Below are 20,874 nucleotides of genomic sequence, written 5' to 3' on the forward strand. Positions count from 1 at the left end.
CGGTCCCAACAGACCGGGGTTTCTGTTTGAAGGCAGCCCATCCGGGCGGGAGAAATGCCTCGCTCGGGTATGGGATTGCACTTGACAATGTCACCTGAGGAGAGTAAGATACAGTTGTCTACAATCCTCCTGCCTTGTTTTTTTGCGGCTGGCGATTCCGCCGGACGCTCGTTATGCCTCTTCTCTGATTCATTTCAGTACGGTCTTCGGACCTTCATGATGAGGAGGTGTTCCATGAATGTTGAGATTTCAGAACAATGCATGGAGTTCCATGGCGAACTCCTCGGCATGCTTACGACGCACAGACATTATGAGCGCATATTCCACCTTGTCGTGGATCGCATCGCCCGCCTGTATCGATGCCAGTCATGCGCTATCATCCTGATCGATCCCGAAACGGAACTGCTCAGCGTGGAGAACTGCACAGGCATTTCGCATACGTTCTGCAAGGAGTTCCGCAGTCGCGTTTCCACAACTGCCATCGGAGAGTTACTGTGGACGGGGCGCCCGATCCTTATCCCCGATGCTTCTTCGCAGATGGACCTTGCCAGCCAGGTACAACTCGAACAGCCCTTTGCCTCCTGCCTGGCCGTGCAGCTTTCTTCCCATCACAAGACGCTGGGGTATCTGTACGCGGACACCACTAGGGTAGGTGCATTTGATGAGGAGGATGTTTCCGTGTTCAAGAGCTTCGCAAACCTGGCAGCGCTCGCCCTCTACCAGAATCGTCTCTATGAGCGCAATATGCATCTCGATGCCATCGATCATGAGACAGGTCTGCAGCAGTACTCGTTTTTCTCCGACAATCTCCTGAAAAATCTTGTCCGTGCGCGGAATTCCGGCGAGTATGTGGGATTGCTGATGATGGATATCGACAATTTCGGTGCAATCGCAGCCACATTCGGCGCGGAAGCAAAGCGTGCGTTTCTGGATGAATTCGGGAAAACAATACTCGCGCATCTGCGCAGCTACGATGCGGCGTGCCGCTATGGCGCCGATGAAATCATCGTCATGCTGCCGGATACCAGACTCGATGCAACACTGGGTATTGCCGGAGAGCTGTGCGGGCATATTCGCTCCAGGACGTTTACGAATCACCGGATTCAGACCACAGTAAGCTGCGGTGCCGCTGCCTTCCCGGGCGACGGGGATGATGCGGAATCGCTGATCCTCAGCGTCAAACGGTCTGTTTTCGAGGCGCAGCGCGCTGGACGCGACAGGATTTATCACAGGGAAAGAAGCGCCACCCCGGATCCGGCAGAACTGCCGTAATCCTCCCGGGTTGATGCAAAAAAAAATCTACAGTGGGAACTACTGCGGCAATAATGCATGTTGTAACATATATATGAATTTGAAACAAACACGCATTATTCAGTCATCACATATAGGAGTTCTCAATGAACTGGTTTAAGTTTCTTCCGTTGCTGCTTGTCGGTCTCACACTGACGGCTACTTCCCAGACCACTTGGCGCTTTGATCATGCACATTCGAAGATTGGCTTCGGAGTGACGCACATGGTTATCGCCGAAGTTGACGGGAATTTCAAGGATTACGAAGGTACGGTGACCACGAAGGGCGACGATTTTTCCAACGCCTCCGTCAAGTTCACCGTGGATGTCGCCAGTATTGATACGGACAATGACAAGCGCGATGACCATCTGCGTTCGGATGATTTCTTCAACGCGAGCAAGTTTCCGAAGATGGTGTTTGTCGGCACGTCGATGAAGAAGACCGGGAAGAACACCTACAAGCTGATGGGTGATCTGACGATTCGCGATGTGACGAAACCGGTGACGCTTGATGTGAAGCACAACGGAACGATCAAGGATCCGTGGGGCAACACCCGTGCGGGATTCCACATGACCGGTGCGCTCAATCGATTCGACTATAATCTGAAATGGAACACTCTGACAGAGATGGGTGGCGCCGTCGTCGGGAAGGAAGTCCGTCTCGACATCGACGTCGAGCTCATCCAGGAAAGCGATGAGTCTTGAACAGGATATAAAGCAGGCACGCTTTAAAAGCGAATATCACAAGCTGGCCGTGAATATACTCTATACTCACGGCTGGCTTGTGTCGCGTTTAAGCGCGATACTCAAACCGAGGGGTATCACGATCGCGCAGTTCAACATTCTGCGGATTCTCAGGGGACAGCATCCTCAGCCGGCGACGATTTCCCTGCTGCAGGACCGCATGCTCGACAAGATGTCGGATACATCGCGGCTGGTTGAGCGGTTGCGAGGAAAGGGACTGGTGGAAAGGACGGCGGATGCGGAGGACCGGAGACGGGTGGCTGTGCGCATTACGCCTGAGGGGTTGAAGGTTCTCGAGGCCATCGGCGACTTTGAGGCAGTGCTTGAGCCGATGTTCGAGGCGTTTTCCGAAGCGAAAGCAGGGGATATCAACGACGCCCTGGACGCAATGAGGGAAATGGACGCGAGGGATGTGTCCGCCAATTCAGTGAAATAGCGACGGGATGGGGTGACTACTGGCAGCAGGGAGGCGTTTCACCGGTTTGCATTTCCACCTGCGCCTGCTCCGGCGCCATGCTGCCCTTCTTTTTCATCATATCCATATCGGGACTGATAAACGGGATACCGAGGGAGAGCCCGCGAAGGATGAACAGCACACCGAGAATGACGACGCCGACGGGGATGAGCCGCGTGATTTTCCGGCGCATCTCCCCGGTGATCATTCCCCCGGCATAACTGGCGGCGAAGAGCAGGGGCAATGTGCCCAGGCCAAAGAGGAACATGTACGCAGCTCCGCCGAGGGCGGATCCCATGGCCAGCGACCCGGCGAGCGCCATGTACACGAGTCCGCACGGGAGAAAACCATTCAAGAGGCCGATGGTGAAGAGGGACGACTGCGAACTGTTGCCAAGCAGTTTGCCCAGGCGTGCTTTGAGCGTGCCCAGCACGCGATCGTAATGTTTTGTGGGCAGCACTTTACGTGCGGCCCGGGTGGGGAGAAGTACGGTGAGTATCATCAGCGCACCGGCGGCGATGCCCAGCCATTGCTGATATCCCGCAAGAGCGATGCTCTGCCCGACAAAGCCCACCACCAGTCCCATGAACGCATAGGTGATGGCACGGCCCAGGTTGTAAAGGACGCGGCTGAAGAAAAAGCTCCAGCGTTCGCGTACGTTGCCGGGAAGGACGAGAACGATCGGACCGCACATGCCGAGGCAGTGCACGCTTCCGACGATGCCGATGACAAAAGCTGACCAGATCATGTGCTAACTCCGGTGTTCCGCCGCAACGGATCACCCGCTAGAGGTACATACGTTTTTCCATGGAGTAGGCTTCACCGTTATCCATCCAGCGGAACTTGAATATCCACTGTCCGGGATCGAGTCCGCTGACGGAGATATGCTGTTTGCCCTCGCTGTTGAGTTCGAGGGGAAGCACGAGATCTCCCCGTGCGCTGGAAATGCGGAAAAAGGTCACGGTGCCGGTGATGCCGTTGTAGTCGTCCCGCTCGGGGAAGGAAATGCTGCAGCTCTTCGCCTCCCGGTCGAGCACGACAGCAGGTTTGAGGTCAAGCTGCTGTGTGCGCTGGCGTGCGTCGATTTCATCCTGATATGCGAGGTCCTTCTCATAATAATTCTCTGTAACCAGGGAATATTCCTGGTTGGAGATGAAGAGGACCACGGAAACGGTGGCAATGAGAAACACCACGATAACGATGGTGATGCCTACCGCCCAGGGCTGCCGCTTTGTTTTCTGTTCTTTCGTCTGCTGATCACTCATTTAGCGGGCCCCATGAAACCTGTTTCTACTTCTTCCAGCAGCCGGCCATTCGAGTACACGCCGATTGTGATCGGGGTTTTCACTCCGTCGAGATGGTCACGGGAGAGGTCGACGAAGAAGGCCGTTTCCGTCAGTCCGGTCGGTGGAGCGACGACCTCCTTCGTCCCGACGATGTCGAGTTGTCCTTCCGGATGCAGCAGGCGCAGTTCGATCGGGAGACGTTCACGCGTCTTGTTCACGACCTTGATCGTAAACAGGTTGCGCAGCACGTCGTCACTCTGCTTGATGTACAGTGTGCCCGGTGCACGCAGGATGGTGGTTTCCACGTCGGCGCGGGCCGAGAACAGGAAGAGCAATGCGCCCACGATGAGGGTGAGGACGACGGTGTACGCGATCACACGCGTGGTAAAGATCTTTTTGCTGCCGCTCGCGATGCCGTTGTAGGAGGCATAGCGGATGAGTCCGCGCGGGAAGCCGACTTTGTCCATCACATTGTCGCAGGCATCAATGCATGCGGTGCAGTTGATGCACTCGAGCTGCGTTCCATTGCGGATGTCTATGCCGGTGGGACACACGACGACGCACTGATGACAGTCCACACAGTGTCCGGCGTCCTCACGCGCATCAGACTTGCGGAATTTCTTTCGTGGCTCTCCCCGCTCGAAGTCATAGGAGATGACGACGGAATTTTCGTCGAGGAGAACGGACTGCAGGCGTCCATAGGGACACACCAGGGTGCAGACCTGTTCGCGGAACCAGGCGAACACGAAATAGAATGCACCGGAAAAAAGCAGGATGGCGATAAAGCCACCGAGATGCTCCGATGGAGGTTCGCTGATGATAATGCGCAGCTGATCCATGCCGATGATGTACGACAGGAAGAGATTACTGATGAAGAAGGCGATGCCATAGAAGATCACCTGCTTCGATGTTTTCTTGAGAATCTTGCTCATCGTCCATGGCTGTGAGTTCAATGCGCGCTGCTGCTGCGCATCACCTTCAATGAGGTACTCGATGCGGCGGAATACCATTTCCATGAAGATGGTCTGCGGACAGATCCAGCCGCAGAATATGCGGCCGTACACGGCGGTAAACAGGAAGATGAACACCACCGTGGCGATCATGATGAGAACGAAGAGATGAAAATCCTGTGGCCAGAAGGTGACGCCGAAGAGGACGAACTTGCGTTCAAGAACGTTGAGAAGAATCAGCTGTTCGCCGTTGACCTTGATGAATGGTGCGAGAATGAGGAAGGCCAGAAGTGCATAGCTGACGATTTTACGCCAGGTGTAGTAGCGGCCGGAGGGTTTTTTCGGGTAGACCCAGTTGCGTCCCCCTTCCTCATTTACCGTTGCAATTCTGTCCCTGAATGTGACCTCCGCCTCTTTCTCAACTTCTGCGGGATCATGTGCTTCCATAATTTGCCTTTCCAGTCACGATGTGCCAGTAAAATGCCACGCTTCCCTCTCCGCCACAAGTAAGATTCCAGTGCCCCGGGAACGGTTCAAACAAAAAAGGCATCCCGCCGGGCGACGGGATGCCTGTCAGTAACAACCGGTTTATTCTACTTTGTCTCCCTGCGGCGCTTTTGCGTTCGCGGGATTTGTGCCATGCAGTTTCACCAGAATGTAGCTGGCGACGTTTTCGATCTGATCCTGCGAGAGCGTCTTTTCCCAGGCGATCATGCCCTTGGCGGGAACACCCTTGTAAATCGTGCGCAGAAGATCCTGCATTTTATTGCCATGAATCCAGTAGTCATCGGTAAGATTCGGTCCGATACCGCCCTCACCATTCATGCCATGACAACTGAAGCACTGCGTGGTAAAGGTCTTCTTCCCGTCCGCGAGTTTCGCTGCCTCGGTGAAGGGCTCGGTGATGGTTGAGGGGATGGTGGACGAGCCGCTGGCGCTCGGCGCCATGGGCTGACTCATGACTCCGGCCTCGAAGTTGGTGTACAACTCGGGGAAGGCTTTTTTCAGCTTCTCGAGCTGCTCGGGTTTCGCCTTGCTCATGGCGCGGTAGATCTGCTCGTTGAACGGGGCGTTGAGCACCTTGTTGAGCTCTGTGCGCACCCGCGGCGTCAGATTTTCCTCACGTGCGAGGAAGGGGGAGGTGTAGCTGTTGAACACGCCACCCGACACTTCGACCAGGGGTTCGGTGTAGTTCGGATCGATTTCCTTCATGTATTCGGTGCGGGAAAGGTCTCCCGTACCGAGCACGTGGAAGTGCAGCAGATACAGCACCGCGAAAATGATGGTGCCGTAGAACAGCTTTTTCCACCATCCGGGCAACTGGTTGTCATATTCCTGGATCCCGTCAAAGTCATGATCCAGGACCTCATCCTTGGGATGCTTATCGCTCATTCCTGCTCCTTGTCCGCAGTTTTTGTATCGTCTTCAGATTCCAATGGGAGATTCTCCATCTTCGAAACATATTTCTTCTTCAGGAAGAGTGTCCACAGAACGATGCCGAGGAACAGGAGGAAGAAGAACAGCAGGGCGATGACGCCAAGCGTTTCAAATCCGGTAAAATCGACGAGTTTCTTGAACATGGTTTACCTGCTCCGCTGTCAATCGACGCGAATGTCGGTACCGAGTCGCTGCAGATACGCAATCAGTGCGACAATCTCGCGATCCCATGATGTTTCGAGGCCGCTGGCCTTCAGCGACTCCGCGATTTCCTGCGCCTGTTTCTTCAGTTCCCCGGCGGCCTTGCTCTCGAAGTCGGGAGCATAGGGCACACCGATGCTGCGCAGGGCGGAAATCTTGGACTCCAGATCGCTGTAATCGAGCTGATCGGTGATCAGCCACGGGTACGGCGGCATGATGGAGCCGGGCGACATCGTGCGTGGATCGAGCATGTGGCTGTAATGCCAGGCATCGGGATACTTGCGACCCACACGATGCAGATCGGGTCCGGTGCGTTTTGAGCCCCAGAGGAAGGGGTGATCGTACACGAACTCACCGGCCTTGGAATATTCGCCGTAGCGTTCGGTCTCGGAACGGAAGGGACGAATCATCTGGGAATGGCAACCCACGCAGCCCTCGCGAATGTAGATGTCACGACCCTCGACTTCCAGTGGCGTATAAGGCTTGACACTGGCAATGGTCGGGATGTTCGATTTGACAACGAACATCGGGACGTTGAGCAGTATCGACCCGACCGCAATGGCAACGAAAGAGAGGATAGTGAACTGAATGGGACGCGACTCGAGCCAGCGGTGTCCCCAGTAGGTTTTGCCTTCACCTTCATGCTGTGCACGCAGGGGAGGCGCTTCTGCTTCCACCTCGCGGATGAAACTTCCGGTCCTGATCGTCTTGATGGTGTTGTAGACGCCGAGCAGTGCGCCGACGATGTACAGTGAGCCGCCGATCACGCGGAGGATATACATCGGGACGATCTGCAGGACGGTCTCGAGGAAGTTCGGATACTGCAGCACACCGTCGGGCGTGAATTCCTTCCACATCAATCCCTGGGTAATTCCTGCCCAGTAAATCGGGATGACGTAGAAAAGAATACCCAGCGTACCGAGCCAGAAATGCGCGTTGGCGAGTTTCCGCGAGAAGAGCTTCGTGCCGTAGAGCTTCGGGGTCAGCCAGTAGATAATACCGAAGAGCATGAAGCCGTTCCATCCAAGGGCGCCGACGTGCACGTGCGCGATGGTCCAGTCGGTGAAATGCGACAGGGCGTTGACGCTCTTGATCGAGAGCATCGGTCCTTCGAAGGTCGCCATACCGTAGGCGGTCACCGCCACAACAAAGAATTTCAGCACGGGATCGTTTCGCACCTTGTCCCACGCACCACGCAGGGTCAGCAGTCCGTTGAGCATACCGCCCCAGGATGGAGCGATGAGCATGATGGAGAAGACCGTGCCGAGCGACTGTGCCCAGTCAGGCGTAGAGGAGTACAGCAGATGATGCGGTCCGGCCCAGATATAGATGAAGATCAGTGCCCAGAAGTGGATGATCGACAGCTTGTAACTGTAAACGGGACGCTCCGCCGCTTTTGGCAGATAGTAGTACATCAGGCCAAGGACCGGCGTGGTGAGGAAGAAGGCCACGGCGTTGTGGCCATACCACCACTGCACGAGGGCATCCTGCACACCCGCGTAAAGGGAATAGCTTTTCAGGAAGCTCACGGGCATTTCGAGGCTGTTCACGATATGCAGCACAGCTACCGTGATGAGCGTCGAGATGTAAAACCATATCGCCACGTACATGTGTTTTTCGCGGCGTTTGAGAATGGTTCCGATCATGTTGATTCCCCAGACCACCCAGACGACGGCGATGGCGATGTCAATCGGCCATTCCAGCTCGGCATATTCTTTCGAGGTGGTGGCGCCCGAAAGCAGCGTCACCGCTGCGGCAACGATAATGAGCTGCCAGCCCCAGAAATGAATCCGGGACAGCATGTCACTGAAGTTGCGTGCTTTCAGCAGCCGCTGTGCCGAGTAGTAGTAGCCGAGAAAGATGCCGTTGCCGACGAAGGCGAAGATCACTGCATTGGTATGCAGGGGACGCAGTCGCCCGAAGGTCAGCGCCGGAGAGAGATTCAGCCCGGGGAAGGGGAGCTGCAGGGCGATCACGAGGCCGACGAGAAAGCCGACGACGCCCCAGAGTATCGTCGCAAACAGAAACATGCGAACGATCTGGTTGTCATAACGGAATTTTTCCACTTCCATTAATCCGTACTCCTCTGTTCTTGAGTATCAGGTTTACTTGTATTCTCGTTTTTCACTGTATTCTCATTATTCGCTGTGTTTTCGCTTTTCACTTCTTTCTCATCATCGAAAAGGACGCGCACCGAGGGAGTATAGTGGTCTTCAAATTGTCCGTTACGCACCGCCCAGATGAATACGCCGAGAAAGGTCAGGGCGACGAGCAGACTGAAGCCGATCAGGATGAACATCACATACATGTCATCGCAATCCTTTCCGCCGTGCCATCAGCCGTGTTGCGATGGTGGTAAACGCCACCACGGTCACAGAGCTGACGGGCATGAGAATTGCCGAAACCAACGGCGAGAGCATTCCCGCCACGGCAAAACTCAATCCGACAATGTTGTATCCGAAGGAAATCACGAAGCTCGCCTTGACGATGTTCACGCTCGTGCGTGAAAACTCCAGCAGGCGGTTGAACACGCCGAATTCCCCGGCCGACAGTATTCCGTCACAGGCGGGGGAAAACGTATTGATGTCTTCGGATATGGAGATACCGACATCGGCGGCCTTGAGCGCGCCGGCGTCATTGAGTCCGTCGCCCACCATCATGACATTTGATCCGCCTGCGCGCAGCTGCTGCACGAAACGGAGCTTGTCTTCGGGCGTCTGTTCGAAATGCATGGGCACATCCTCACCGAAAACGCTGCGCAGCCGCGACTGTTCGCGGTCGGAGTCGCCGGACAGGATGTAAAGATCGTAGTGTTCGCGCAGGGCGGTCACCAGGTCGGTCAGTCCGTCGCGGTACAGATTCGGAACGGTGAAATGTCCCCGTGGCACGCCGTCGATGGAGACGTACACAGCCGTGCTGCGGGTGTCTACCGGGGAAGCATTTTCCCGCCAGGCCCATTCGGCGGACCCGATCAGCACGCGCCTGCCTTCGATCACGCCTTCAATGCCCTTGCCCGGGACTTCCTCATACGACGCGACCTCATGTGTGACGTCGCCGGCCAGCGAAGTGAACACCTGGCGGCTCAGCGTATGCGTACTCTGCCGCAGCAGGGAGCGTACGAGCATGCGCTCTTCATCCTTGAGTGCCGGTCCATGCCAGTGCACCTGCGTGCTGCCGGTCTGCGTCAGCGTCCCTGTCTTGTCGAAGACAATGCTGTCGACGCGCGCAAGCATTTCCACCGTCTCGGTGTTCTTGGTGTAAAACGCGTTGTTGCCGAAGATGCGCTGTGCGGAGCCGAGTGCGAAGGGGGAGGACAGTGCGAGGGCGCAGGGACAGGCGACGATGAGCACGGCGGTGAAGACGGTGGTCACGATGGAGGGATCCACGATCCACCAGTACACGGCTGCGCCGAGTGCGATGGCAAGCACCGCTGCCGTGAAATGCCGGCTGATGCGGTCGACCATGGCGGTCAGCCGTCCATGCGATTCCTTGGTGAACACGTCGTTGTTCCAGAGCCTTGTCAGGTAGCTCTGTTCGATATCCTTGATGACTTCAAGCTCGACGGCCTGTCCGACCTGCCTGCCGCCGGCGTGAATGCGGTCGCCGCTTTTCTTGGCGATCAGATCTGCCTCGCCGGTCACGAAGCTGTAGTCGATGTTGGCTTCCCCTTTGAGAAGGACGGCATCGGCGGGAACCAGCTCCTGGTTGCGGATGACAATGCGATCCCCGATCTCCAGGCGCGTGAGGGGTATGTTGTGCTCGCCCTCATCGTCTTTCACCGCGACGGAAAGCGGGAAGTAGGAACGGAAATCCCGGTCGAAGTTCAACGCATCGTAGCTTTTCTTCTGGAAGATTTTCCCGATGAGCAGGAAAAACACCAGTCCGGTAAACGAATCGAGAAAACCGGGTCCCACATGCGCGAAAATCTCATACAGGCTGCGCCCGAAGAGCATTGTGATGCCGAGCGAAATCGGCACGTCGATGTTGAGATAGCGCTGTTTGAGTCCCGCCCATGCCGATGCGAAATATTCACTGCTGCTATAGAAGAACACGGGGATGCTCAGCAGCACGTTCAGGTAGCGGAACACGAAACGGAAGACCGGGTCCATCTCTCCGCCGCCGGCGAGGTATTCCGGGAAGCTGAAGAGCATGATGTTGCCGAACGCAAAGCCCGCGATACCGATGCGGTAATAGAGCTTGCGATTGGAAACATGCCGACGCTTCTCGGCGACATCCTGCAGGGAGATATACGGTTCATAGCCGATGGACGCGAGCAGGATGACAATTTCACGGAGGCTGACGCGGGTGGCGTTCCAGGTGATGGTCGCTTCCTTGCGCGGGAAATTCACGCGGGAACTGACGACGCCGGGATTCAGCGCGTTCAGGCGTTCGATAAGCCAGATGCACGACGAACAGTGCATGGAAGGAATGCGGAAGCTCGCCATGCGTGTGTCGCCGTCGGAGAAATCAATGAGCTGCGCCGCCACAGTTTCGTCGTCGAGATAGTCGTAGCGATGCGAGTAGCCGCTGTCGAGCGGACTCTTCCCCCGCCTGTCGTCATCAATGCTGTAATAATCGCAGAGATCCTTCTCCGCGAGCATTTCGTAAACGGTCTTGCACCCGTTGCAGCAGAAATACTTGTCACCGATGGCAACATCTGCGCTGTCGCAGCGGTCGCCACAGTGATAGCAGAGTAGCTCCTCATCGGAGCCATGTCCACTGCCAGATATGTTCAGGTGCTTGACGTCAATCATACTGATTACTTTCGATACGCCCGCGCGTCAGACACGGTGGGCGATGGAATCCGCGAGTTTGGGATCATGTGCCGGAATGGCGCGATGCGCGGTGTAGCGCGTCCAGAACAGCCAGAGCACGAGTCCGCCGATACCGATCACTGCTGTAAAATGCATCCACGAAATGTGCACGCCTTCCGTGGCGAACGTCGGTTCGACGAGCCAGTACATGTCCACCAGGTGCATGACAACGAGGATGATCGCGATCGAGCGCAAAATCATCGTGTTGCGCTTGAAGCGGTAGAAGAGAAGCACGAGGAAAGGCACCACAAAATGCAGGAAAATCAGCGCCGTGCTCACCACGTGCCAGCCATTGTCCCAGCGTGCGAGGAACCACATGGTCTCTTCCGGGATGTTGGTGTACCAGATCAGGTAGTACTGCGAGCCGCCGATATACGCCCAGAACACGGTGAAGGCGAAGAGCAGACGCCCGAAATCGTGGAAATGATCGATGCTGACTGTGCCCTGCAGCAGATGTTTGCGGTCGAGCTGCTGATAGAACAGTGTCAGGAAGGCCATGGAGGCGAGGAAGCCGCCGATGATGACATAGACGCCGAAGATCGTGGAATACCAGTGCGGCTGCAGGCTCATCAGCCAGTCGAATGCAGCAAAAGTGGCGCTGAAGGCAAACAGCACGATTCCGCCTGCGCTGATCTTGCGCATCGAGATGGTGTGCTGCACGTCGCCGTCAGTATCCTGCGCCAGCGAATGCCGGTTAAGCAGCCAGGCAAGGACGATCCAGATGCCGAAGAAAAGGACACCGCGTACAATGAAGAACGTGGTGTTCAGGTAGGGCGACTTCCACTGCAGGATCTGATCGGAAGCTACTTCCTCTGCGTGTGTCCAGTGAAACAGGTCATGCATGCCGAACAGCAGCGGTACGAAGGCCAGCAGGAGCAGGGGCAGCGTCATGATGAGCGCTTCCGCTCCGCGTCGCACGACGACGCTCCAGACGGCGCCAGAGGCATGCTGCAGCAGGACGAAGAACAGGGCACCGAGCACCAGTGTGGTCCAGAACGCAAACGCGGTCAGCCACGATGCGAAGAACGTGTGCGCATCGGTAAATGCGCCGACAATGGAGAGGGCGACGCCGGCGATACCGGCCACGAGGGCGAAGAGGCCGAACTTTCCCTTGTCGGTGAACGTGTAAGTCTGTGAATCGATTGCGGGCATAGCGATTACTGAGCTGTTTCTGTCGTTGTTTCCTGTGACGGGTTGTCGCCTTCCGCTGCTGCGGCGTCGGCGGGAGTGTTGCTGCCTTCTCCGGCTGGAGTGGCGGTGGCACCGGGCATGGGCGTGCTCGCAACGGGCGTACCCTCGGCCTGCAGCGCGCGCACATGTGCGACGATGCGCCAGCGGTCCTTCACCGGAATCTGCTGGCGATAGGAGGGCATGTTGCGGATGCCGTTGGTAATGATCTCGAAGATATTGCCGTCGACCATGTCATAGACCTTCTGCTCGTACAGCGAGGTCGGGGGGATGGGATACTTGTATTCCATGATTTTCCCCTTGCCGTCGCCGGAATAGCCGTGACAGGGACTGCAGTAGATGGCGAAACGCCGGGCACCGCGTGTCAGATCCTGATCGGATATCGTAAACGGCATGGGGGCGTATGCGCCTTCCGCGGTTTTCCCTGTGTAGAGTGCGTCATCTGCGCGAAGCTCTCCTCGCGCAACGGTGCCCTCGGGGGGCGTGCGCATGGCCTTGCCGTCGGCGAAGAAATCACTGCTGCGCTGTGCGACATACTTCTCCTGCGTGTCCATGTTGCGGTTGAGGTGGACCGGAGGCTGTTCGGAACTGCTTCCGCGGCAGCCGGCGAGCAGCATGACGCATGCCGCGGCAGGGAGAACAATGCGAAGTGTGATATCATGCATCTTCATTAGTCGCCTCGTACGAGTTCGATGTTGCTTCCGCCGATGGACGCCAGGAATTCCCGCGTCTGCTCTTCGTTGAATTTCGGATCGCCTGCTTCAATACTGAGAATGAAACCATCGTCCGTCACCTTTTTGAACTGCTCGGAATAGAACAGCGGGTGATGCAGGCGCGGGAGCCGGATGAGACGGAACATGCCGAACACTGCTCCGAGCGCACCGAAGAGAACAAAGAGCGCGAAGGTGATGATGATGTAGGCCTGCCAGCTGAAGAACGGCTTGCCGCTGATCACCAGCGCGTATGCGTCGGTGGTGACCCAGGTCTGTATTCCGAAGCCGAGGGTTGCACCCAGCAGGGCCATGCCGCCAACGATATAGCCGACGGGGGAACGTTTGAGTCCCATGGCGTCATCCATTCCGTGAATCGGGAACGGGGAGTGACAGTCAAAGCTGCGATATCCGGCGTCACGCGTATGTTCGGCAGCGTGCAGCAGTTCACCGGGGTTCGCGAATTCCGCGATGATGGCGTGAGTTTTCATTGCGCACCTCCATGATCATTCCCATGCGCGTAGTGATGCGGGTCCGCCTCCGGCGTCACACCCTTGATCTCGGTCATCGAGATCATCGGGAGGAAACGCAGGAAGAGCAGGAAGAGCGTGAAAAACAGTCCGAAGCTCCCGACGAAGGTGAGAACGTCCCATGTCGTCGGTGAGTAATAATCCCATGACGAGGGGAGGAAGTCACGCGAGAGCGATGTGACCGTAATCACGAAGCGTTCGAACCACATGCCGATGTTCACGAATATCGAGAGGATGAACATGACAGGAATGCTGCGGCGGATTTTCTTGAACCAGAACAGCTGCGGCGTGATGACGTTGCAGGTGAACATGATCCAGTACGCCCAGGCATAATTCCCGAACCCTCGATTCACGAAGGTGAACACCTCGAAAATATTGCCGCTGTACCAGGCGATGAAAAACTCCATGATATAGGAGTATCCGACCATCGAGCCGGTGACAAGTATGATCTTGTTCATCTTCTCCAGATGGTCAACGGTAATCAGGTTTTCGAGACTGAACACCTTTCGGGCGATAATGGCGAGCGTGAGCACCATGCCGAAGCCCGAGAAGATCGCCCCCGCGACGAAGTAGGGCGGAAAAATCGTGGTGTGCCAGCCCGGGACGAGGCTCGTCGCGAAGTCCGTACTCACAACGGAGTGGACGGAAAGCACCAGCGGCGTGGCGAGTCCTGCAAGCATGAGATAGGCGAGCTCGTAGTGCTTCCACTGCCTGTTGCCGCCTCGCCAGCCGAGGGAAAGGGCGCCGAAAACAAAGCGCTTGATCTTCGTCTTCGCCCGGTCACGGAAGGTTGCCAGATCGGGCACGAGTCCGACATACCAGAAGAGGAAGGACACAGTGAAATACGTGCTGACCGCGAAGACGTCCCACAACAGGGGACTGCGGAAGTTCGGCCACATTTCCATCTGGTTGGGGACGGGGAACATGTAGTACACGACCCAGATGCGTCCGACGTGAATGGCGGGGAAGATTCCCGCGCAGATCACTGCCACGATGGTCATGGCTTCGGCGAAGCGGTTGATCGCGGTGCGCCATTTCTGCCTGAGCAGGAAGAGAATGGCGGAAATCAGCGTCCCCGCGTGACCGATACCGACCCAGAAGACGAAGTTCACGATAGCCCAGCCCCATCCGACGGGGTTGTTGAGGCCCCAGATACCGGTGCCTTCATAGAACAGCCAGCCGATGGCGCCTGCAAGGACCAGGGATCCCGAGAGGGCCACGCCGAACAGCAGCCACCAGAGGGACGGCGTGGGCTTTTCAACGATACCGCTGATCTTCTCCGTGATGCCGTTGAAAGTCAGTCCACCCTGGACGAGCGGCGCTTCCTCGAGCACAGCGGATGCCGTAGTTGGTTTTGTTGTGTTCACGCTCACAATAATGCTGTTATCAATGAATGTTCATTTCGTTCGTGTTCAGGCATCCCCGTGGGGATGCGCAGGACATTCCATTCCCGCGCGTTTCCGCCGCCAGACTGCGCCGCTCAGGCCTCGCCGTTCTCGAGGGCGGGATTCGGGTTGCGCAGACGTGCGAGGAAGCTGGTACGTGGACGCAGATTGAATTCCGCCAGCAGTCCGTACGTCCTTTCTTCCTGCTTGATTTTCGCGACGCGGCTTTCCGCATCATTGATGTCGCCGAATACGATCGCGGAGGTGGGACAGGCGTCCTCGCACGCGGTGGTGATGTCGCCATCCACCAGCTCGCGTCCTTCGCGCTTCGCATCGATCTTTGCGCGCGTAATGCGCTGTGTGCAGTACGTACACTTCTCCATCACACCACGGAAGCGCACGGTGACGTCCGGATTCTGCGACATCTTCGCGACTTCGGGAAGGTCCTTGGTGTAATTGTAGAAGTTGAAGCGACGGACCTTGTACGGACAGTTGTTCGAGCAGTAACGCGTGCCGATGCAGCGGTTGTAGGTCATGACGTTGAGGCCTTCCTCGTCATGCGAGGTGGCGGCGACGGGACAGACCTGCTCGCAGGGTGCCATTTCACAATGGTGGCAGGCGACGGGCATGACACGCATCTCCGGATTGTCTTCATCGCCCTTGTAGTAGCGATCGATGCGAATCCAGTGCATTTCACGACCGTTGAGTACCTGTTCCTTGCCCACGATGGGAATGTTGTTTTCACTCTGGCATGCAACGGTGCAGGAACCGCAGCCGATGCAGGCGTTGAGATCGATGGACATGCCCCACTGATGGCCTTCATTATAAGTGTGGTCATCCCACATGTTGCGCAACGGCAGCATTTCAACTTTTTCGGCAGGGAAGTCGGGATGCTTTTCATATTCCTCGACCGTGCCTTCACGATAAATCTGCGGGAGGCGCTCCTGGATACCCGTACGCGCCATATCTTCGAGATCCAGTCCGTGATGGTCCTGCACGCATGCCAGCTTGTAATCCGCAAACGGCGTCCCGAGCTGCACCCCGCGATCGAAATGCATCGCGTCACTGCGGCGGAGACGATAGCTGTTGAAGCCCACGCCCGTTCCGATGCGTCCCGCGTGCCGGCGGCCGTACCCCAGTGTTACCGTCACGGTGTAATCCGCCTGTCCGGGCAGGGTCCACACCGGCATCGGCGCCTCATGTCCGCCAATGGAGAGCCGCAGCAGATCGCCGTCTTTCACACCCAGCTCTTCCGCGGTGGCGCGGCTGATGAGCGCGGCATTGTCCCATGTCAGCTTGGTGATGGGATCCGGAAATTCCTGCAGCCAGCCGTTGTTGGCGTAGCGTCCGTCATGCACGGCCGGGGAAATGCGATACACGATTTCCATCGACGCACTGCCGGGCGCGGGAAGCTGAAACTGATTTGCGTCGATGGCAGCGGCAACGGCGTCGGCATTGACCGCGGGGGCTTCGAGTGCCACCTCCAGCGGATGGATGCCCTCATGCAGCACGCCGCGCCAGGTTTTCTCGTTCATGCCCGGCATGGTGTTCCATGTGGCGCGCACGAGATCATAGCCTTTTGCGGCGGCACCGGTGGTGAGCAGCGACAGCAGTTCAACGTCACTCATGCCGTCCTGGTACAGCGGGTCGATCAGCGGCTGTATGACACCGAGGTGTCCGTGCAGGCTGCTGACATCGCCCCAGGCTTCGAGATAGTGGCGAAGCGGGACATGCCAGCTCGCAGCCATCGCCGTTTCATCGCTGTGCAGTCCGCAATACACGGTGGTTTTTACCTCGTCCATCGCCGTGCGGAAATCGAGATCCGCAGGAGCGGTGAATGCCGGGTTGCCGCCGAGCATGACGAGTGTTTCCACCTCGCCCTGCTTCATGGCTGCCGTAAGCGTGACCAGCGCGGCAGGATCGGCTTCCATGGCGTATTGATCCGCGGCGTAGCGTACGGTACTGCCGGCATTTCCGAGAGCTTCATTGATCGCGGCGACAACGGCGTGTACGGCGGGGGACTGTCCGCGTCCCGCAATCAGCAGGCTGCGGGAGCGGTTTGCGAGGAGGTCTGCCGCCACGGCACGGAGCCATTTCGCGTTGAAGCCGCCAGCGGCAGGCAAGGCACTCATCAAGGTGGAGGGCAGAGGCAGTCCCTGCGCATTCAGCTCCGCGGCAAGTGCTGCGGTGAAGGCCGGGATCTGTCCGGCGGACAGGCGCAGCCGGTGATCCGACAGCGAAGTGCTCTGTGTCAGTGTCGGCTCTACTATATAGAGGCGATTCATGTCGGCCTTGCCATTGCGCGCAGTGCGGCGTGCGGCGAAGGCGCGGGCATTTGCCAGGGCGTCGAATTCCGTTCCCAGGAAATCCGCATCCAGTGCCAGAACGACATCCGCACGGGCGAAGTCGTAGCGGGGACGAAGCGGGCGTCCGAACGCCAGTGTGCTGCCGGCAAGGACGTTGCTGTCGTTGACCGGGGCGTAGCTCACGACCGTGGCTTCCGGGAAGGCGCCGCGAAATTCTTCAACGAGACGTGCGAGCGTCGGAGAGGCGAAGGGTTGGAGCAGCAGGGCGAGTCCTTTCCCCGCACCGGCCAGGTGGGCGGCATGCAGCGGCACCCACGCATCGATGAACGCCTGCAGCCAGGCCTTTTGTCCCGCCGCCAGGGTAAACTGTGAGCGATCGGGGTCATAGAGTTCGAGGATGGAGGCGTTGGCCCAGACGGACGTCGCGCTCCCCGTACTCGCGTTTTTCCCGTTGCCGGTCACCTTGACCGGTCGTCCCTCACGACTGTCGACCAGCACACTGGCGCTTTCGCAGCCTAGCGGCATGGAGGTCGCATAGCGGAGGATATTCCCCGGGGTCACTTCTTCGGGGCGCGAAACATAGGGCACGATGTCTTCTTCCGGCCGCCGGCAGCTGGTCAGTCCCGCCAGCGCCACCGAGGCACCCATGAGCGTCATGAAGGTGCGGCGGTTCATCGAGGAAGCCAGTTCCATCGTTCCTTCGGGAAATTCCCGTTCAACTATTGCGCGATACTCGGGCGTATCAGCCTTGTCGCGCAGACTCAGCCAGTATTCTTTTCCGTGTTTCATGGCGGATGCGTCAGCGTCTTTGGACGAATGTTTCATCGGTGGCACCCCGAACAGGTTTCCGGGGGATTAATATTGAGGGCAGTCTTGATTTCAGCGGCACGCTGTGCCTGGTCTTCCGGCGGAGTCCATCCCATGACAGTAATGTCTTCAACGGGACGAAGGTGCGGATCAGGATTGCGGTGACATTCGAGGCACCAGCCCATGCTCAGCGGCTTCTCCTGCCGCACTTCTTCCATTTCCGCAATGTTTCCGTGGCAGCTTTCGCAGCCTACGCCGACGCTCACATGCGCACTGTGATCGAAATACGCGTAATCAGGCACCTTGTGGATGCGCACCCAGCGCAGCGGAGTGCCTTTTTCCCAGCTTTCGCGCAGCGGCGCGAGCTTCGGGCTGTCGGTCTTGACCATGGCGTGGCAGTTCATGCATGTCTGCGTCGGCGGCACCATGGCCACCGGAGAGACCTCGACGCCGGTATGGCAGTAGCGGCAGTCCATCCCCAGTTCGCCCACATGAAACTTGTGGCTGTAGGGAATGGGCTGAAGGGGCTGATACCCTACGTCCGTATACCACGGCGACCAGTAGTACCAGATCCCAACGACGACAAGAATCACGAGTACGCCACCGGAAAGTATGATTCTCCCGGGCAACTTGTTGGTCCACTCTGGAAATATTTGCGCCAAAGTTTATCCTCTTACTCTGTATTTAGGGGAGACGTTAGTTCTTAGGACCCAGGTTTCAGAAGAAACTCACGAGATACGTAAAAAGTGCGTGACGGCATTAAAGAGAGTGCAGTCTTAATTGGCTATCAAGTTAGGGAAAAGTTTCACAAAAACAAACCGGACACGGGAGGTATGAATATGATTTTTCCTTCGTGTCGGCTTGATTTATTTCTCTTGTTTTTTTATGAGGCGAAAGCGATTTTTGGGTGACTTTTCTCCCGAGGGTTTGATTGACGATTCCGTTTTGCTCGGACCTGCGCGTGGAGAGGGTCGGGCTGCAGAGCCCGGAAGACCCTGAGTCCGTTTATCGGGCGTTTTCTGGTTCAAGGGCATTCGGCGGAAATCGTCGCGCGGGTTGCGTGGCGTTCAGACACAGACTTCCGTGCCATTGGTCGCTGGTCTGATAAAGGTTTGTCACGCAATGGCACATCACATTTCAAGGTTTTCTGTTATGAATCTCTATGTTGGCAATCTGAGTTATCAGATGACGGACGACGATCTTCGCGCCGCTTTTGAAGCGTACGGTGAAGTGAGCAGCGCAAAGATTATCCGCGACAGGGAAACCGGTCGCTCCAAGGGTTTTGGATTTGTGGAGATGCCCACGGATTCGGAAGCTGAAGAAGCAATCAAGCAGCTTGACAACGCTGAAGTTTCCGGCCGCAATCTGAAGGTCAATCAGGCACGTCCGCGCACTGAGAACACCCGCCGACCCAGCTTCTAAAGTACGCCCACGCCGTTAACCCCTCCCGACCGAGACAATCCGTTGATACAGTGTACGCGGTCCCGTTTTTCAGCGGGACCGCAGTAGTTTTCCGGAGTATCCATCACATGAGAGGACGCGCATGGAAGAGCAGGACCTGCAGCATCGCATCAATGAACTTCAAACGCAGATCAAGGTGCTGGAAGAACGCATCGTCTCCACCGAACGCCGGCAGAGCATGCTGCCGGACATCCCGCAGACCGCGCTGCTGAGCGGCAGTTTCCTCACCCGCGCGTTCGCGGTTCTCGGTCACTACCTGGTCGCCGCGTTGATCATTACCATCCCGGTCTACGTTGTGATCTTCGTGGCTTTCCTCATTATTGGAATTTCCCTCGGCTCCATGTAATATGGAAGCACCGCATTACAATTGAACGGAAAGGAAATCGATGTTTCTCGGTCATTTCGGTGCCGGTTTTTCGGGAGCTGCCGTTTCGCGGCGCGTATCCCCCGGCACGTTACTGATGGCGGCGCAGTTCGTGGATCTTCTCTGGCCGCTGCTTCTGCTTTTCGGGATTGAACGCGTTGCCGTCGTACCGGGTACGAGTGCGGTCACGCCGCTTGAGTTCTCCTACTATCCATGGTCGCATAGCGGACTCATGGTGCTGGTCTGGGGATTGCTGTTTGGAGGGATATACTACCTGCTTCGAAAGGATCTCCGCACGAGCCTGCTTCTGGGTGCGCTGGTATTCAGCCACTGGCTGCTCGATGTGCTTGTGCACGTTCCGGATCTTCCGCTCTTTCCCTGGGACGGTCCGCACATCGGACTCGGACTCTGGAACTCATGGCCTCTTACAATATTGCTGGAACTTGGAATCTTTGGCGTGGGTGTCGCTATATATAGTAGGCTCAGCACCCCGAAGAGCAGGCAGGGAAGCATCGCGCTCTGGTCGCTGGTGATTTTTCTCCTCATCATCTTTGCCGCAAACAGCCTGGGTCCACCACCGGAGGACGTCTCCGCCATCGGCTTTGTCGGACTCTCACAATGGCTGCTCGTGGCCTGGGGGTACTGGATTGGCCGTACGCGGACGCTGAAACCCCGCGGAGTCTGATCCCGTACCGACAGTGATCCTGCACAGACACTGTCTGCGATCGGACGTAGATCCAGTCCGTACCCTGGGCTGCGCGAGGGACGAGCTTCGTATGGGGGCATTAGGGACTTGATATATCCGAATACAGTACGTATACTGCATCGTCTGCATACCATTAAAGCCTGCCGGTATCGGATATTGTTCGCACCGTGTGCAACATCGCGGGAAATTTTGGGATGATTCTTCGCGATAAATTCAAATGCACTCGGTGCATGATATCGCAA

Annotated in this window: 20 protein-coding genes and 1 pseudogene; 6 read left to right on the plus strand and 15 right to left on the minus strand. The window is 57.1% G+C overall.

Annotated elements, in window-relative coordinates; translation table 11 throughout:
• Positions 1–234 precede the first annotated feature (234 nt).
• The 3 genes from KQI65_07240 to KQI65_07250 all read left to right on the plus strand — a co-directional run bounded on the left by KQI65_07240 (position 235) and on the right by KQI65_07250 (position 2,469).
• On the plus strand, positions 235–1,272 hold the full coding sequence (locus KQI65_07240) for a sensor domain-containing diguanylate cyclase (GenBank protein ID MCB2204526.1): 1,038 nt from the start codon (positions 235–237) through the stop codon (positions 1,270–1,272).
• Between the two features lie 125 nt (positions 1,273–1,397).
• Entirely contained in the window at positions 1,398–1,994 is a 597-nt protein-coding gene (locus KQI65_07245; protein ID MCB2204527.1) for a YceI family protein, read from the plus strand.
• Positions 1,984–2,469: a MarR family transcriptional regulator gene (locus tag KQI65_07250; GenBank protein ID MCB2204528.1), complete on the plus strand. Its 486-nt coding sequence runs from the start codon at positions 1,984–1,986 to the stop codon at positions 2,467–2,469. The genes KQI65_07245 and KQI65_07250 overlap by 11 nt, the downstream gene beginning before the upstream one ends.
• A gap of 16 nt (positions 2,470–2,485) precedes the next feature.
• On the opposite strand, the gene KQI65_07255 is transcribed toward KQI65_07250, so the two are convergent.
• The 15 genes and pseudogenes from KQI65_07255 to KQI65_07325 all read right to left on the minus strand — a co-directional run bounded on the left by KQI65_07255 (position 2,486) and on the right by KQI65_07325 (position 18,763).
• The gene (locus KQI65_07255; GenBank protein ID MCB2204529.1) at positions 2,486–3,235 is read right to left on the minus strand and encodes a sulfite exporter TauE/SafE family protein; all 750 of its coding nucleotides are present in this window, start codon (positions 3,233–3,235) and stop codon (positions 2,486–2,488) included.
• 37 nt (positions 3,236–3,272) lie between these two features.
• Positions 3,273–3,752, minus strand: a complete 480-nt coding sequence (locus KQI65_07260) for a FixH family protein (GenBank protein ID MCB2204530.1) — start codon at positions 3,750–3,752, stop codon at positions 3,273–3,275.
• Positions 3,749–5,170, minus strand: coding sequence for a cytochrome c oxidase accessory protein CcoG (gene ccoG, locus KQI65_07265; GenBank protein MCB2204531.1), 1,422 nt, complete (start codon positions 5,168–5,170; stop codon positions 3,749–3,751). Before ccoG ends, KQI65_07260 begins: the two co-directional genes overlap by 4 nt.
• Before the next feature lie 141 nt (positions 5,171–5,311).
• Positions 5,312–5,935 (minus strand): cytochrome c, encoded by a 624-nt coding sequence (locus tag KQI65_07270; protein MCB2204532.1) that lies wholly within the window; start codon positions 5,933–5,935, stop codon positions 5,312–5,314.
• Positions 5,936–5,950: 15 nt separating this feature from the next.
• Positions 5,951–6,115 (minus strand): annotated as a pseudogene (locus KQI65_07275) (cytochrome C oxidase subunit III).
• Positions 6,112–6,303 carry a hypothetical protein gene (locus KQI65_07280; GenBank protein ID MCB2204533.1) on the minus strand — a complete coding sequence of 64 codons (192 nt, stop codon included), beginning with the start codon at positions 6,301–6,303 and terminating at the stop codon, positions 6,112–6,114. Before KQI65_07280 ends, KQI65_07275 begins: the two are co-directional and overlap by 4 nt.
• 18 nt (positions 6,304–6,321) lie before the next feature.
• Entirely contained in the window at positions 6,322–8,433 is a 2,112-nt protein-coding gene (ccoN, locus tag KQI65_07285; protein MCB2204534.1) for a cytochrome-c oxidase, cbb3-type subunit I, read from the minus strand.
• Positions 8,433–8,669, minus strand: a complete 237-nt coding sequence (gene ccoS / locus KQI65_07290; protein ID MCB2204535.1) for a cbb3-type cytochrome oxidase assembly protein CcoS — start codon at positions 8,667–8,669, stop codon at positions 8,433–8,435. The genes ccoN and ccoS overlap by 1 nt, the downstream gene beginning before the upstream one ends.
• 1 nt (position 8,670) lies before the next feature.
• Positions 8,671–11,115, minus strand: coding sequence for a heavy metal translocating P-type ATPase metal-binding domain-containing protein (locus tag KQI65_07295; protein MCB2204536.1), 2,445 nt, complete (start codon positions 11,113–11,115; stop codon positions 8,671–8,673).
• Positions 11,116–11,142: 27 nt separating this feature from the next.
• Positions 11,143–12,327 (minus strand): hypothetical protein, encoded by a 1,185-nt coding sequence (locus tag KQI65_07300; GenBank protein ID MCB2204537.1) that lies wholly within the window; start codon positions 12,325–12,327, stop codon positions 11,143–11,145.
• Positions 12,328–12,332: 5 nt separating this feature from the next.
• On the minus strand, positions 12,333–13,034 hold the full coding sequence (locus tag KQI65_07305; GenBank protein ID MCB2204538.1) for a cytochrome c: 702 nt from the start codon (positions 13,032–13,034) through the stop codon (positions 12,333–12,335).
• Positions 13,034–13,564: a DUF3341 domain-containing protein gene (locus KQI65_07310; protein ID MCB2204539.1), complete on the minus strand. Its 531-nt coding sequence runs from the start codon at positions 13,562–13,564 to the stop codon at positions 13,034–13,036. Before KQI65_07310 ends, KQI65_07305 begins: the two co-directional genes overlap by 1 nt.
• On the minus strand, positions 13,561–14,970 hold the full coding sequence (nrfD, locus tag KQI65_07315; GenBank protein ID MCB2204540.1) for a polysulfide reductase NrfD: 1,410 nt from the start codon (positions 14,968–14,970) through the stop codon (positions 13,561–13,563). Before nrfD ends, KQI65_07310 begins: the two co-directional genes overlap by 4 nt.
• 113 nt (positions 14,971–15,083) lie before the next feature.
• Entirely contained in the window at positions 15,084–18,119 is a 3,036-nt protein-coding gene (locus KQI65_07320; GenBank protein ID MCB2204541.1) for a TAT-variant-translocated molybdopterin oxidoreductase, read from the minus strand.
• Positions 18,116–18,763 (minus strand): cytochrome c family protein, encoded by a 648-nt coding sequence (locus KQI65_07325; GenBank protein ID MCB2204542.1) that lies wholly within the window; start codon positions 18,761–18,763, stop codon positions 18,116–18,118. Before KQI65_07325 ends, KQI65_07320 begins: the two co-directional genes overlap by 4 nt.
• A 490-nt stretch (positions 18,764–19,253) precedes the next feature.
• Between KQI65_07325 and KQI65_07330 the strand changes: the two genes are divergently transcribed.
• The 3 genes from KQI65_07330 to KQI65_07340 all read left to right on the plus strand — a co-directional run bounded on the left by KQI65_07330 (position 19,254) and on the right by KQI65_07340 (position 20,611).
• A complete protein-coding gene (locus tag KQI65_07330) occupies positions 19,254–19,523 on the plus strand; it encodes an RNA-binding protein (GenBank protein MCB2204543.1) in 270 nt (89 codons plus the stop codon).
• Positions 19,524–19,644: 121 nt separating this feature from the next.
• Positions 19,645–19,908, plus strand: coding sequence for a hypothetical protein (locus tag KQI65_07335; GenBank protein MCB2204544.1), 264 nt, complete (start codon positions 19,645–19,647; stop codon positions 19,906–19,908).
• Positions 19,909–19,948: 40 nt separating this feature from the next.
• Positions 19,949–20,611, plus strand: coding sequence for a hypothetical protein (locus tag KQI65_07340; GenBank protein MCB2204545.1), 663 nt, complete (start codon positions 19,949–19,951; stop codon positions 20,609–20,611).
• The last annotated feature ends 263 nt before the right edge of the window (positions 20,612–20,874 follow it).

It is taken from the genome of bacterium (assembly GCA_020444325.1).
GTDB lineage: Bacteria > Bacteroidota > Ignavibacteria > SZUA-365 > SZUA-365 > BM516.

What these genes read in the sequence shown, in the direction of transcription:
- KQI65_07240 (MCB2204526.1), top strand. Translation starts at nt 235, where the DNA reads ATGAATGTTGAGATTTCAGAACAATGCATGGAGTTCCATGGCGAACTC.
- KQI65_07245 (MCB2204527.1), top strand. Translation starts at nt 1,398, where the DNA reads ATGAACTGGTTTAAGTTTCTTCCGTTGCTGCTTGTCGGTCTCACACTG.
- KQI65_07250 (MCB2204528.1), top strand. Translation starts at nt 1,984, where the DNA reads ATGAGTCTTGAACAGGATATAAAGCAGGCACGCTTTAAAAGCGAATAT.
- KQI65_07255 (MCB2204529.1), bottom strand. Translation starts at nt 3,235, where the DNA reads ATGATCTGGTCAGCTTTTGTCATCGGCATCGTCGGAAGCGTGCACTGC.
- KQI65_07260 (MCB2204530.1), bottom strand. Translation starts at nt 3,752, where the DNA reads ATGAGTGATCAGCAGACGAAAGAACAGAAAACAAAGCGGCAGCCCTGG.
- ccoG (MCB2204531.1), bottom strand. Translation starts at nt 5,170, where the DNA reads ATGGAAGCACATGATCCCGCAGAAGTTGAGAAAGAGGCGGAGGTCACA.
- KQI65_07270 (MCB2204532.1), bottom strand. Translation starts at nt 5,935, where the DNA reads ATGAAGGAAATCGATCCGAACTACACCGAACCCCTGGTCGAAGTGTCG.
- KQI65_07280 (MCB2204533.1), bottom strand. Translation starts at nt 6,303, where the DNA reads ATGTTCAAGAAACTCGTCGATTTTACCGGATTTGAAACGCTTGGCGTC.
- ccoN (MCB2204534.1), bottom strand. Translation starts at nt 8,433, where the DNA reads ATGGAAGTGGAAAAATTCCGTTATGACAACCAGATCGTTCGCATGTTT.
- ccoS (MCB2204535.1), bottom strand. Translation starts at nt 8,669, where the DNA reads ATGTATGTGATGTTCATCCTGATCGGCTTCAGTCTGCTCGTCGCCCTG.
- KQI65_07295 (MCB2204536.1), bottom strand. Translation starts at nt 11,115, where the DNA reads ATGATTGACGTCAAGCACCTGAACATATCTGGCAGTGGACATGGCTCC.
- KQI65_07300 (MCB2204537.1), bottom strand. Translation starts at nt 12,327, where the DNA reads ATGCCCGCAATCGATTCACAGACTTACACGTTCACCGACAAGGGAAAG.
- KQI65_07305 (MCB2204538.1), bottom strand. Translation starts at nt 13,034, where the DNA reads ATGAAGATGCATGATATCACACTTCGCATTGTTCTCCCTGCCGCGGCA.
- KQI65_07310 (MCB2204539.1), bottom strand. Translation starts at nt 13,564, where the DNA reads ATGAAAACTCACGCCATCATCGCGGAATTCGCGAACCCCGGTGAACTG.
- KQI65_07320 (MCB2204541.1), bottom strand. Translation starts at nt 18,119, where the DNA reads ATGAAACATTCGTCCAAAGACGCTGACGCATCCGCCATGAAACACGGA.
- KQI65_07330 (MCB2204543.1), top strand. Translation starts at nt 19,254, where the DNA reads ATGAATCTCTATGTTGGCAATCTGAGTTATCAGATGACGGACGACGAT.
- KQI65_07335 (MCB2204544.1), top strand. Translation starts at nt 19,645, where the DNA reads ATGGAAGAGCAGGACCTGCAGCATCGCATCAATGAACTTCAAACGCAG.
- KQI65_07340 (MCB2204545.1), top strand. Translation starts at nt 19,949, where the DNA reads ATGTTTCTCGGTCATTTCGGTGCCGGTTTTTCGGGAGCTGCCGTTTCG.